The 14,892-nt window shown below is 40.5% G+C and carries 8 protein-coding genes; all 8 read right to left on the bottom strand.

Annotated features, from left to right (window positions below; genetic code table 11):
• Positions 1-230: 230 nt before the first annotated feature.
• Complete coding sequence (locus IRJ18_RS05145; protein WP_194105127.1) at positions 231-1,580, bottom strand: Gfo/Idh/MocA family protein; 1,350 nt, start codon at positions 1,578-1,580, stop codon at positions 231-233.
• Between the two features lie 167 nt (positions 1,581-1,747).
• Entirely contained in the window at positions 1,748-3,556 is a 1,809-nt protein-coding gene (locus IRJ18_RS05140) for a glycoside hydrolase family 35 protein (RefSeq protein ID WP_228072565.1), read from the bottom strand.
• Positions 3,557-3,791: 235 nt separating this feature from the next.
• Entirely contained in the window at positions 3,792-5,345 is a 1,554-nt protein-coding gene (locus IRJ18_RS05135) for a right-handed parallel beta-helix repeat-containing protein (RefSeq protein ID WP_194105126.1), read from the bottom strand.
• A gap of 222 nt (positions 5,346-5,567) precedes the next feature.
• Positions 5,568-9,650 (bottom strand): hybrid sensor histidine kinase/response regulator transcription factor, encoded by a 4,083-nt coding sequence (locus IRJ18_RS05130; protein ID WP_194105125.1) that lies wholly within the window; start codon positions 9,648-9,650, stop codon positions 5,568-5,570.
• Positions 9,651-9,751: 101 nt separating this feature from the next.
• Positions 9,752-11,218: a right-handed parallel beta-helix repeat-containing protein gene (locus tag IRJ18_RS05125; RefSeq protein WP_194105124.1), complete on the bottom strand. Its 1,467-nt coding sequence runs from the start codon at positions 11,216-11,218 to the stop codon at positions 9,752-9,754.
• Positions 11,219-11,246: 28 nt separating this feature from the next.
• Entirely contained in the window at positions 11,247-13,208 is a 1,962-nt protein-coding gene (locus IRJ18_RS05120) for a glycoside hydrolase family 2 protein (RefSeq protein WP_194105123.1), read from the bottom strand.
• A gap of 238 nt (positions 13,209-13,446) precedes the next feature.
• Positions 13,447-13,764: a hypothetical protein gene (locus IRJ18_RS20990; RefSeq protein ID WP_228072563.1), complete on the bottom strand. Its 318-nt coding sequence runs from the start codon at positions 13,762-13,764 to the stop codon at positions 13,447-13,449.
• A gap of 3 nt (positions 13,765-13,767) precedes the next feature.
• A complete protein-coding gene (locus IRJ18_RS05115) occupies positions 13,768-14,865 on the bottom strand; it encodes an alpha-L-fucosidase (RefSeq protein WP_228072561.1) in 1,098 nt (365 codons plus the stop codon).
• Between the last annotated feature and the right edge of the window lie 27 nt (positions 14,866-14,892).

Raw genomic sequence — 14,892 nt, 5'->3', positions numbered from 1 at the left:
AAATATTTCTTATCAATTTTCACTAATGTATCTGCTGTTGCATCAGGTATTGGTCACCAAAGCAAGCGGCTTAGCACGCAGTAAAATCACTTTATTTCATTCCTAATTATAAACGATTTTATAGGATGATTGATCATTTAGCAGCGTGTTCATGAGTTGGCTTTTAGTCACATGAGTTAGCCGATTGTGATTAACTTAATCTATATTTAACCATTTTTGGCACCATACGATCAGAAGCCGCTGTCATCTAACGCAAAAGTATTTTTTCGTGTTTTCCATTTACCTTTGGTAAAGTCAGGGAATTCCTGCGGTTTGTTCCCCTCTTTAATAGACTGTAGCGACAATGGCCCGATAACACTCATGGTAACCGAATCATACACATCAATCGGTGTTTGCTTTTTTTCTTTTACCGATTGGATAAAGCCGTTAAACACAAACCAGTCCATTCCGCCGTGGCCGGCACCTGAGGCTTCTTTTTCATATTTCTTCCACAAGGGATGATCATATTTATCAAACCACTCCTGCGCCGGGTCCCAAACGTCATTTTTTTTTGATTTACCTTCAATATAAACACTTTGGTTTACATCCATCCAAAGGCCTTTCGTGCCCTGCACGCGAAAACCCAAAGAATATGGCCTTGGCAGGTGCGTATCATGCGTTATCATTACTGTTTCGCCATTGGCGCAATTAAGCATGGTTTGCACAACATCACCATTTTTATAGTTGATCTTAGCATTAGGGTGACCTGGTGACTGCCCTTCTACATAAGCTGCAAGGCCACGTGCCTTCGAGCTGAAAGATACCAGGTTAGTAAAGCGGTTACCGGCATTAATATCAGCATAATGCATAACCGGGCCTACGCCATGGGTAGGGTACAAATCGCCATCGCGGTCGATATTGAATTGCGTACGCCATTGGGCCTCGCTTATCGCTTTTGGGCCAAACTCTACACCACCGCCGTAATACTGCTTGCCATTATTAAACAACACATTACGCAGGTTATGTTGATAGCCACCTTCCAAATGTGTCAATTCGCCAAACACGCCCTGCCGCACCATATTTAATGCGGCCATTACATCACGGCGATAGCATACATTCTCCAGTGTCATGTAAGGTATCCCCGTTTTTTCGGATGTGTTTACCAAATCCCAATGCTCCTGTACGGTTAGGCCGGCAATCACTTCGCAGCCTACATATTTACCCGCTTTCATGGCATCAATAGCTTGCGGATGATGAAACTGCCAGGGAGTAGCAATGATTACGGCATCAATGTCTTTCCGTTCCAGTAGGCTTTTATACGCATCAGTGCCGCCGGTATATTCTTTAGCGGCTGGTTTACCGCTTTTAGCAATACGTTCGCGGCAAATTTTCAATGATCTTTCCTGTGTATCGCAAATAGCTACAATCTCTACATCATCCCGCAACAGGCCTTCAGCTATGTGGCTCATTCCCCTTGCGCCCACCCCGATATAACCCAATCGTACTTTACCTCTATCAGCCCCGAAAAGGCTACCCGAAGGTAAAATAGTAAAGCTTGCGGCAGCAAGCGCACCTACATGTATAAATTCTCTTCTTTCCATTAGTTTGTTTGTTATTACATTATTAATTTAAAACATATACCCATACACACGGCTGAATGCACGGACGTAATTCGGATCTCCTTTGGTTTGTACTATGGTAATTTATCATTATTCCTCAAAATTCAATATATCGGGTTGGCCGCTGATAATTTTTATGCCATAACGCATTAATACAGGTGGGTTTTACCATCAACTGCCGCAGCCTGCGCCTGATGAAAATCAAATACAATAATTTCATTTTTACCTTTTTCAAGCCATGATGCCGGACAATATAAGCGCTGTTGGGGGCCTGTATTCCAATAACGGCCCAGGTTATGTCCATTTATATAAACAATACCTTTCTTGTAGCCGCTCATATCAAAATATGTATCACCGGTTTTAGCCAAATAAAAGTTGCCTTTAAAAAACATGCCTTTGGGATTACCTGCGGCAGGTAGTGCGGTTTTTAGTTGCGCGATGAAAGGCTCCGTCATAGGCAGTGGATAAATCTGCCAGTTCATCAAAGTCATGCCATTTAGGGTAACACGATCGGTTATCCCTTTCCGGTCAATTAGGTATTGGGCAAAGTTAATGTGCCCCATACCCTCCACCAAAATATCAAGCACCGGGTCTTTAACTGAGCTTTCAGGCAGCTTAACACTCCATTTCCCGCCATCACGATAGATGGTATCAATAAACTTACCGTTTAAAAAGACCAACGCATAATCATGAGGTTCGGTAATAGCGAGTGTGCCTTTTTTGTGACCTATTAGTTTGGTGCGATACAGCATTAAGCCTTGGTTTTGCCCGTAATACTCCATTGGCACCGGCTGTGCCGACTGAAATGGCCTGGGCAATTGCTGCCATATACTGGTTAGCGGTTTTAAGGTGATCGAAGGAATTTCTATAGCCTCAACAGGCTGCGGCACCTCGGGTATTTTATACTTTACATATTTGCTGATAAGCCTGCGCAGCATATAGTATTTTGCTGTTGCCTGTCCCTGTTCGTTAATAGGCGCGTCATAATCATAACTGGTGATATCAGGCTGGTATTGGGTAGGCGAAAAAGCATTAGCGCCGGCCGTAAATCCAAAGTTGGTACCGCCATGAATTACATACAGATTAAATGACCGGTGATGTTCCAGCAAATAAGTGACTTCTTTTTTTAAGCCGATGGTATCAGGCCGGGCCCATCTCTCTTTCCAATGGGTTAGCCAGCCTGGGTAAGTTTCACTGCTGAAGGCTGGCACATTAGGGTTTTGTGCTGCGGCTTGTTCAAAATCAGCATCGCTGGTGCCGCTATCTAAACCAATCGCCGCACCCGCAATACTCCCAGCATCCAGCATATAAGGTGTAGCGCCATCCGCAGTGTAAAACGGGACATGGATGCCGTTCTTTAGCCATAGTTTTCGGAGAGCTTGTAAATAGGTTTTATCGTTGGCATAACTGCCATATTCATTTTCAATCTGGGTCATTAGTATCGGGCCGCCGTTAGTGCAAAGCAATGGGCGGACCTCGGAAGCTAAATGGGTAATATAGCTGGTTACAGCGGCCATATAACGTGGGTCCATACAGCGTATTTTAATATCGGGTATTTTAAGCAGCCATGTAGGCAGGCCACCAAAATCCCACTCGGCGCAAACATAAGGCCCTGGCCTTAACATCACCCACATGCCTTCCTCTTTACAAATACGGATAAATTCGGCAATGTTGTGGTTGCCCGTTTTAAAGTTAAATACACCGGGGGCAGCCTCGTGGTAATTCCAAAATACATAAGCGGCAATAGTATTACAGCCCATTGCTTTGGCCATACGGATGCGCTGGCGCCAGTATTCACATGGGATACGGGCCGGATGCATCTCGCCGCTAATAATCTGTAACGATTTACCATCAAGCAAAAAATCGTTTTTGCTGAAACTGAAGATATGTTTTTGCTGCCCGAAGGATGTAAGGCAACCGAATAGCATTATTATTAATAACAACAGGGCTTTACTCATCGATTGTTTAAGATAGGTTAGTTTATAAGGATTATAGTAATTCAAATATAGTTTACTTTTAAATACTTAGCCCGGCTTAAGTACTATACCTGGAATATTTCCGTACTGTCATTGAAAGCGATCCAGTATGTATAATCAGTAAACCGATACCTGCATAAAGTGGCTTTATTTATGAAATGGTAAATCAACCCCTAAACATAGTTGTCAGGGGTTGATGTGCTATCTTGATAGTTTTTTAATATTTAATTGCGCCAACATCAGGGTTCCCGCTTGCTGACAAAGCTGTGTTAAAGAAATCATAGCCACCATTGTTAGCAATAATTAATCCCGCAGCGATACATGGTGATGTGCTTTGCAGGCTAAATGCAGTGGCTGTATTTCGGCCTATACCATACGCCGTTGGGTTTGTAAATTTCGGTGCAAAAAATATGTTGTTGGAATGGTAACACCCATTCCAGTTGCTTGCGAGAATAACCGCGTTTGGATAAATACAATTGTTTAAAAAGCGCGCATCGGATGACATTGTGTTTTGTGAAAAATTAGTTACCGTACCTGTGCTGCTGATGATGTTATTGGTGAACGAACCGATAAACTTGGTTTGAAAGAAATAGGTAATATTATTGGTAAGATAAAAAACGTTGTTATAAAGCTGGTTGTTAACGTCAGTCGCCGTAAAATTAAACACCTTTGTTCCACCTTTGGCATCGTTGGCACTAATATTATAACGCACGGTAATGTTTTTTGCACTGGGCATAAATAACATAAACCCCCGGTAATTATCATGTGAGTAGTTATATTCAAAAATATCGCCGCTTGTGTTGATATCGGCATCAAAAGCTTGCCCGTCATTTAATCCGCCGGTGAGCCCGTATACTTCATTATGTGAGATAACTGTACCACTTTCATTGTAAGTCCAAATTCCGGCAAAATTCGCCGCATTGGTTATACAGGCATTATGTACAATGTTGCCAGTTATCAAGCCCCCACTTTGAACGCTGCTCATTACTATGCCGTCTCCGTAGATATTTTCAATCAGATTATTTGAGAAAGTCACGTTTGTTGAAAGCGGCGAACTGGAGGTAGTGCGGATCCCTTCTATCTGACAGTTGGCTACATGGCAGCTATCCACCAAAATATCATTAAAATAACCTGATACAATGATACCGCCCGTACCTTTATTATAATTAGAATTTCCTACACCTGTAGAATTAACATCATGCACGTAACAATTTTTTACATATACATGGCTGACCACACTGCTGGTGGAGTTACCTATTTTAATACCTGTAACCGCATAATGCAGACCTGTTGTAATAGTATTTGTAATCTCCAAATTATTAATTTCCCAGTATGACTGGTTATTGACCAAAAGTGTAATAGAACCGTTTACTAATCCCCCTCCATTAATAACAGGTTTATTGCCTGTGCTATACTGATCAACGACAATAGGGCTCCCAGCCGATCCTGAACCTAAAAACACAATGTTCCCCGACCAGACGCCGCCGGCCTTAAACAGGATATGGTCGCCAGGTAAAAAAGTTTGGGCATTTACTTTATTAATGGTTTTCCATGGGGTAGCCGAACTTGTTCCGCTATTATTATCATCCCCTGTGGGATCGATATAATAAGTAGTTCCGCTTATTGCCGTTGTCATACTTCGTCTGACACCAAGTGTGTTTGGATCAGCCCCGGCTTTTTCGTTTAACAGGCCGCTTGATGATTTTTTGCATCCGGCGCATAGCAGTATCGTCAATACAGGCAATGCTAGTAATGTGTTTCTCATTTTCATACGTACTTAAGTTAATTAATTGGATTGATGGTAAACCAAAAATAAGGTACCCCCGTAAGCCATAGGGGGTAAAATCCAAAGCATATCGGGGTAAAATCCTAATTAATTACGGGGAGCATTGATCAGCTGGGATTTAGCTGATTTCCAATATCCGTTGCAAAAGATGGAAACTAGTAGTTCTTTTGTGCGGGAAGTTGTGAGGTATATTATAGTTAAATACAATTATGCCGTAAACTCACTTGGTGTTTTTCCATACTGTTTTTTAAATTCCTTGCTAAAATATTTCCTGTCGCTGAAACCTACCATATAAGCTATTTCATTAATGGTATAACGCTTGCTTTGCAGCAATATAACAGCATTATTCATTTTGATGGACTTGATAAAATCATTAACAGACAATCCGGTAAGCGCATTCAGTTTTTTATACAACACTGGCTGACTCATGGCTACTGCTTTAGCTAACTCGGATACGTTAAACCCAGGATTATCAAGATGATCTTCAATAATTTTGATTGCCTTGTTTAAAAACTCATTATCAATTGAATGTGCTATTTTTTTAGTTTTTTCGCCAACGTTTTCCACCAAAAAGCCGTTGGCTAAATCATGAGTAGATTTAAGTTGTTTATTAATAAAACACCTGAGTTTTTCGCTGTTGTTTAGCATATTTGTTACCTGCAACAACAATACTTCAACACTAAAGGGCTTGGTCAAATAAACATCCGCACCCATTTTCAATCCTTCAACATGATAGACGCCTGACGCTTTGGCTGTTAAAAGAATAACCGGAATATGATTAGTCCTTTCATCGCTTTTTATTTTATCACATAGTTCGAAGCCATCCATATCCGGCATCATCACATCGCTGATAATAACATCTGGTATGTGTTCACAAGCTGCTTCCCAACCTTTCATTCCATCGGCAACTGCTATCACTTCATAATTTTCACGCAATGCCTTGCCGATAAATTCACGAATATCCTGGTTATCTTCAACGAGTAAAACAAGCTTCTTCTTGTTAGCAGACGATATTAATTTGCTAATTGCTGTATCAGGATTCTTGGAGTAATCAACTATAAAAGGTTTATGGCTTGGTTGCAAATCGGTCACGGGCAAGCCATTTGGCTGTATATTTTTAAAATGGGCCGCCCCCTTTAATAACGTAACCGCAAACGAGGTATAATTTCCCTCCGGCGATAACTTGCTTTCTACAACGATAAAGCCCTTGTGCAACTCTATAATACTTTTGGCAAGGGCCAAGCCTATACCATAACCCGTATTTTGCTTGCCATGATCATTTTCCTGAAAATAATTCTCAAATAAACTTTTCAGGTTTTCAGGCGCTATCCCTTTTCCGTTATCGGTTACTGTAATTATTACTTCATATTTCCTTTCTTCAATAAGCAGAGCAATTTGCCCATTATCCCCTGTGAATTTAAATGCGTTATGGATCAAATTAAAAAACACCTTTTCCAGCTGGGCTATATCAAAGTACAACTCTATATCATCGCCTGATGTGATAAAGCTTGTACTGATATTCCGCGTTACCGCATACTCATCAAATGAACTATACACCTCCCGCAGTAAAGTCACAATATTACCTGCTGCTATGTTAAGTTTCAGATTACCGGTCTCAGCTTTTCTAAAATCCATCAATTCATTTACCAATTGAAGCAAGCTATCGGCATTTTTTTTAACAATTTGCAAATGAGTGGTGTTATTACCTTCGGCATTTCCATCAAGTATCAACTTTTCAAGCGGGCCGAATATTAATGAAAGGTGCGTACGTATCTCATGAGAGATATTAGTAAAAAAATTCAATTTTAAATAGGTAAGTTCTTTATCCCGCCTTAATAATGACCGTAAAATAAAGAAACGGGCCAACAGAAATGTAATGCCGCCTATAAAAAGCACATACAATACATAAGCCCATCCTGTGGCCCAAATAGGTGGCAATACTTTAATACGCAGCTCTGCAGCCTGCCCCCAAACCCCATCATTATTGGCCCCCTTTACAAAAAAGGTGTAGTTACCGGGTACTAAATTGGTAAAAGTTGCCGAGGGTATATTGGTACGCACCCAATCTTTATCAAAGCCTTCCAGTTTATAAGCGTATTTATTTTTTTCAGATTTGATATAATTCAGGGCGGCAAAATCTATAGAAAAAACATTTTGCGAATGTGAAAAAATGATATTGTCAGTAAGGCTGATATCTTTGCTCAATAACTTATCAGGCTGATTGATTCCAATTGGCTTGCCAAACAGTTTTAACGAAGTTATAACCACCGGCGGCGGCACATTATTGTCTTCAATTTGCGATGGAAAGAAACTGGTTAAACCATTAAAACCTCCAAAAAGCATTTCACCATCGCTGGTTTTTAAACAGGAATTGATATTGAAAGTATTGCCGCTCAGGCCATCACTTTTGGTATAGTTTTTAAATGCCCGTGTAGCAATACTAAATTTTGATAACCCATTGCCGGTACTTACCCAAAGATTATTGCCGGCATCTTCCAATATCCCTAAAACGTTATCATTAGCCAACCCCTCCTTCTCACCATAACTGGTAAATCTTTTCAGTTCACTATTATACACTGCCAACCCACCGTAATACGAACCTGTCCATATCCGGCTTTTACTATCCTGATATATGGTATTGATATCGTTTGATTTTAGGCCATCGGCAACAGTGAACATACTTACCTTGCCAGTGACTGCATTTAATAAAAAAACGCCCTCACTTGTGCCTATCCAAATATTTTTATCTTTATCTTCTAATAAGCCTTTGATAGATCTGTGGCCTATTTTACTTAAGATCGGGTGACCGATGGCCTGCAGTGTAATATCATTTCGCCGGTAAGCACGTAAACCAGATTGAGTACCCACCCAAAAATTCCCTTGTGAGGCTTCCAGCAAACACAATACTTCTGCACTTAACGTAGCCGGATCATTTTCTTTATACAAAAACCGCGTAAACTGTTTACTTAATGGATTAAAAAGATTTAAACCGCCACCATGGGTACCCGCCCATACATTTTTACTTTTATCTATGTAAATAACTTTAATCAGATCAGAACCTAATGATGAAGGACTGTTTACTTTGTTTTGATAAGTAGTAACCACATCTTTTTTACGGTCAAAATAATTCAGTCCGCCACCTTCTGTACCAATCCATAAGTTATGCTGCATATCTTCTGCAATAGCACTTACCACATTATTGTTAATGGTAGAATGATAATGGGTAGTTTGATAGGACAGAAAAGCTGTATTATGACTGGATACCATATTAATGCCCCCCCAATAGGTGCCAATCCACACGATATTGTTTTTATTAATAAAAATGTCATATATAGAATTTTGACTTAAGCTGCTTTTATCTTCCGGATTGTGCTGATAAGCTATAAATTGTTTGTTTAAAGGATCGAGTATGTTAAGGCCACCCTGCGTACCTACCCATATTTTACCTGAGTTATCTGGTCGCAGCACGCGGATATTGTTATTAACGGGGCCGCGATTACCATTGTTACTCAAAAAACGAGTGAAGCTGTTATTGGCACGATTATAAAGATTAATACCCCCATGCAAAGTACCTACCCATAACTGATGGTTCAAATCTTCAGTTATAGCTGTTACATAGTTATCACTTAAACTATTTATTTGCGTTGCCTGATGTCTATATTTTTGGAAGGTTAATTGACCCCGCTGTATTTTCATTTTAGTGAGGCCTGCCGATGAGCCTAGCCAGTAGCTGCCGGTATAATCCTGATAAATTACATGTACGTTGGTTCCGTTTAAACCTGCAACGGAATCGGAAATAGCCAAAGGGGCAAACTTTGCAGTTGCCCTGTTGATAAGCTTATGAAGCCCCCTTGAAGTCCACACCCAGAGATTTTTTTCCTTATCCTCATAAATACAACTAATAATTAGGTTGCCGGTTTTTTGAAGCGTGTTATTAAAAGTGATGCGTTCAAAATTATCGGTTTCGGGTTTATATCTATTTAGCCCGTTACGGGTACCTATCCAAAGTTGCTGATGGGAATCAAGCAACAGACAGGTTACATAATCTGATGAAAGGCTTGATTTGTCGCTCCCATTATTTTTGTAAGTTTTAAAATTAGTGGCATCATATTTATTTAAACCATGCTGAGTACCATACCACATAAAGCCGCGGTTATCCTGTGAAATGGCCAGCACCGAATTTTGGGACAGGCCATCATCCACTGTCAAATTTTCAAATGCTATACGCTGGCCATAGGTCCCTAAAGCCATCAGCGTAAACAACACACATATTTTAACCGTTAACTTCATCAGTAGTATAAAACTAAGGATTTTACGGCGCGATATCTAATTGTAGGGATGCCAATTAAGACTAAAGTTGCATAGTAATTACTGCTCAGATACTTTATAGGTCAATTTTTCCCGTAATAAGATCTAAATAAATCATCAGGGAATAGGTTCGTTTGACTACGTAACTTTGCAGGTAAATACAGCCAGGGAAAAGAACCCTTTGGCTTTTTCGTTTCTCCACGATTATAAGCACCTATCTTATCTTTACGGTTTGGTAAATTATCCAAGCCAAACACATAGCCGCCGAAATAATTATTATTGAAAAAAAACTGTCCGTACTGCTTTGGTGACTTAGTGAATAATGCAGGCGTTCCCCCGGTATAGGAAAAGTAGTTATCCTCAAAAACCACATTCGTAGCAATGCCATTTTCTATATCAGCTATCTCCATAGTATAATGCTTTGCCGCATTATTGTAAAATACGTTGCCTTTAATAATTGTGCTATCGGTTACCCCTGCAAAGTTAAACAACCGCTTACGGTTAAGGCCATCGTTAACGCTTAGATTATAGCGGATAATGTTACCCTTCGTCATCATATTATCCTTATTAATAGCGTCCGATATCACCAACATAAAGCCACCCTCGTTATCGTGGCTATAATTATATTGAATAATTGTATTATGACAATTACCATCAATATCGAACGATTGCCCATCGTTTGCCCAGTTGCCGTTACGGGTATAAGCTACCTCATTATATTGGATAGTGGTATTATCGCTGCTATGGGGCCATATAGCAACCGCATTATCTTTAGCCCGGGCACGAATATGAAAAAGCTGGTTATGCTCAACTAAGGCATTGTCAAAAGCCTTAATTACAATGCCATCGCCACCAATATCATCCATAGTGCAATTACGAATCACTAAATGTTTGTTGGGGAACCAATTGCTGCGGATGCCAAATGTACCATTGCCGCGAATACCGTTACGGTCTATACGCACCAGTTTGCAGTTTTCAATAGTAAGATGCTCAAAATTGCTGGGGATTGGCCCCTGGCAATCCCAAAAAATGCCGCAACCTTCATTAGTCCCTTTTTTGTTATCCCCGTTTATATCGTGGATGTATAAATTGGCCAAACGAATGTTATGCAACGTACCGGCATTATCAGCCAGTAGCCGTACCCCTGTTGGACCGTTCTTTTGAAATGGCACACTGCTGTCGAGGTTTGAAACAGCCATATGCTCTATTACAAGATATTGGACATTTTTCAATAATATACCATCCCTGACATACCCTCCGGCCTTAATTTCCGGTAGAGCTCCTGTGCCATATGCGCCAAAAACCACAGGCTGCTTTTCAGCTCCAGAACCGGATGGGGCAAGCTGCCCTTCCCAAATACCATCCCTTTTAAATAGTACACTATCGCCGGGCATAAAGGTTTGCTTATTTATTTTAGTTAATGTTTTCCAGGCTTTTGCCGGGCTTTTACCATCAAATATGTCATCGCCCTTTTTGTTATCAATATAGTAAGTACTACCTAAAGCATACAGTGTATTACAGCTCAGAAGCAACATTAATATCTTTTTCATAACTAAATTTAATCCCGGGTAAACAACCCTATTTCAATATCCAATAACAGGTATCGCGCAACAACCGGCCGCTGACCTTACTTTTTATTTCAATTTTGTTTTTCCCCTTCATCAACCTGATGTTTTCCCAGTTAATGGTATGATACTCATCAGGGTCCTGTTTTTTCAAAAATACATCATTCAACCATAGCTCTACGCCTGCAACGTTGCTATAAACCTTAATGGTGCATTTTTGATGATGCCTGATCGTGTTTCTACGATCGGTGATATAAAGCATTGGTTCGGGGTTCCAGTTGGCCTTGTAAAAGTAAAAAGCATCTTTTTTAATCTTGCGGTCATACGTAACAAGCCCCTTGTCATTAATACCTGCAGCATCGCCCTCTGTACGTATTGACGAGCCGAAATCGGCCAGGGCCCACACATACTTGCCCCACACAAATGGCCTTTTATTTAATTCCCGCCAATTTTGTTCATGATAGAGTGTTTGCCATTCTTCCGGGTGAAAGGTACCGTCAGCTACCGGTCTCTCAACGTGTTCGGTATGTTTAAACGGGCTCCCGCCGGCACCATACTCACTTACCGCGAACGGTTTTTGCGGAAATTGGGCATGCATTTTATCAGCCCAGATGCCGATCTGCTTAAACTCTCCACCGTACCAACCATAATATTTATTCCATGCGATTACATCCGATACCTGGTTAAACTGATCGTTATCTAAAAAGGACGCGCAGGTAGTTAAACGTGTACTATCTTCTTTTTTAGCCAGCGCATTCAACTCTTTTAAAAACGGGACAGGGTCATCATGGTCAAGCTTTAATTCGTTAAATAATCCCCAAAAACAAACAGATGGATGATTATAATTCTGACGTATCATTTCGGTTAACACTTGTTTTACCTGTAGTTCCAACGCATCGCTTTTAATATAACCCGCGCCGGTATACCCTCCCGGGCCAACAAAGGGAATTTCAGACCACACCACTAAGCCATTCCTGTCGCACAGGTTGTAAAAATATTTACCATGCGGATAATGCGTTAAACGTAAGGAAGTAGCCCCTATCTGATTAATTAATTGCATATCTTTTTGATAATCGGCCACAAGCATTGCCGAGCCTCTACCAGCCACATCTTCATGAAAACCAACACCATGCAAATCCAGGTATTTGCCGTTCAGCATAAAACCTTTATTGGCATCTACCTTAAAGTATTTTAAACCCAGCGGCTGCGCCACTTCGTCTATAAGCTGTCCGTCTTTCAATATTTTCACATACACTGTATACAAATACGGATCGGCTTTACCATTCCATAAATGTGGTTGTTTCAGCTTAATGGTTTGCCAGCATTGCACATAATTGCTTACCGGGTTAATAATTTCGGCAACCATATGCTGCCTGGCATCCCTGATCTCTGTTTTGATTTGTAACCTGGCGGAATCAGTTATAGATAATTTGGTTAATATATTAACAGTTGCCGATTGCGCTGAAACATTTTGAGGCGTTAGATACACACCCGGCGAAGCATAATCCAACGGCGATATACAATCTTTTGAGGTAACCAGCAACGATACCGGCCGGTGAATGCCTCCATATACATTAAAATCCCCTGATAAGGGCAACACGTCCATTCGATACGCATTACTTACCTGAACTTCTACCTGATTTACTTCGCCTGCTTTTACATATTTGGTTATCTCTACACAAAAAGCGGTGTAGCCCCCCTTATGCTCGGTAATGAAATGTTGGTTAACTAATACTGTAGCCACTGTATTAGCCCCATCAAAGTAAAGGAATAAACGTTTATTACCCCAGGCTGCATTCACAAAAAAGCATTTTTCATAAATACCGGTTTCTCTTTCATAATTAATTTTACCCGCAAGTGCAGCTTTAGCATTCCATGTATGCGGCAGCATAACGTTTATTATTTCTGGCTTTTTACGTACATCGTAAGCCAAATGGAATTTCCAGTCGCTATTGAAATTAATAACCTCTCGCACATTATTTAAATATGGTTTAGTTACATCTGCAACTGCAGACAGTGGATGTAGCAATATAAAAAGTGATATATATATATATTTCAACAAAGATCTGTTCATAAAAATTAAATGTGAAACCACGGATTGAAACGAACCATTAAGACTATTTATAGCATACCAGCATCTTTAAATAAGCCAAAAGCAGTGAGCGCGGGGTTAAACCGGGATGCATCAATCATTAGTCTGATCCGGTTGGCCGTTACGGTTTTAAAGGTAAGCAGTCGTTTATAACCAACCGTAGTCCCCTCTGTATATCCTTCCACGCGCCCTTATCCTGATATTGTAAACGGAATTTTTCTATTCGTTGTCCCTGACTGATATTTTCCTGTAGTTGCAACACATTAAAAGCAATAGGCTGCTGCGTGGTAAATTCAATTGCGGCCGTGGTATCGTTTGCTTTTGTTGTCCACCATTTACCAGACGGATCATTAACCAAAATATGATTGCGTATACCGTTACTGCAACTAACTATAGCGCCTTTTATTAAATTGTGGCTAAATATTGCATTGCGTAACAATACCTATTCCTTCAAATTAATAATATCGCCTTTGCTGATTAGTCCGCTTTTATCAGGCGGTATATTCAATAGCAGTACGCTATTCCGACCGACTGATGTATAATATATATCCATTAATTGGCGGGCTGTCTTTGCTTTTTCCTTTTCTGCCGGGTGATTAAACCAGCCTGGGCGGATAGATACATCCGTTTCGGCCGGATACCAAACTAAACCCCTGGCATTTTTTATACGCTCGCGGCTGCCTAAGTCATCACCTGCTTTAAAAATAGTAGGTTTTATCATTACATCTTTTTGAGATGCATCGGCTATTTTTCTTTGCTCCTGCTCATCTACCGGCAATACGCTCCATTCAGTTAATCTGCCTTTACCTGTTTCGGTACCTACCCACCGTACATCGGGGCCCTGTATCGCAATAACAGCTTGTGGCTGTAACCTACGGATTAATTTATACCAACTATTAAAATTATAAACCTGTTTTTTACCGTTAGGTCCCTCGCCATTCGCGCCATCAAACCACACCTCATCTATTTTACCATAATTACTTAATAGTTCGGTTAGCTGATGCTCGAAATAAGCATTGTATTTAATGGAATCGCCATAATAGGATGAATTTCTGTCCCAAGGGGATAGGTAAACCCCAAACCCAATATGATATTGCGCGCAGGCTTCCGCAACTTCTTTTACAATATCACCTTTGCCATTTTGATAAGGCGTGTTTTTGATTGTATGCCCGGTATAAGCACTTGGCCATAAACAAAATCCATCATGATGTTTAGCAGTGAGGATTACCTGTTTAAAACCAGCATCCTTAACCGTTTTCACCCATTGTCTGGCATCAAGTTTTGTAGGGTTAAATTGCAAAATATCTTCTTTACCATCGCCCCATTCTTTATCTGTAAAGGTGTTGATCCCAAAATGAAAAAATGCGGTTAATTCCAGCTGTTGCCAGCGAAGCTGCCTGGCTGTTGGTATAACATGTGCTGCCTTAAAAACAATATCAGCCTCGGTGTCGGTAGGGTTTATACTTACAAAACTTTTGTTTTGCGCCTGTACCGATACGGTGATCATCCATAAAAAGAAAAGTAGTTTGTGGAGTTGCATATTGAAATTAATGCAGATTAGTTTAAT

It is taken from the genome of Mucilaginibacter boryungensis (assembly GCF_015221995.1).
Taxonomy (GTDB): domain Bacteria; phylum Bacteroidota; class Bacteroidia; order Sphingobacteriales; family Sphingobacteriaceae; genus Mucilaginibacter; species Mucilaginibacter boryungensis.
This window is presented reverse-complemented; position numbering and strand designations above follow the sequence as displayed.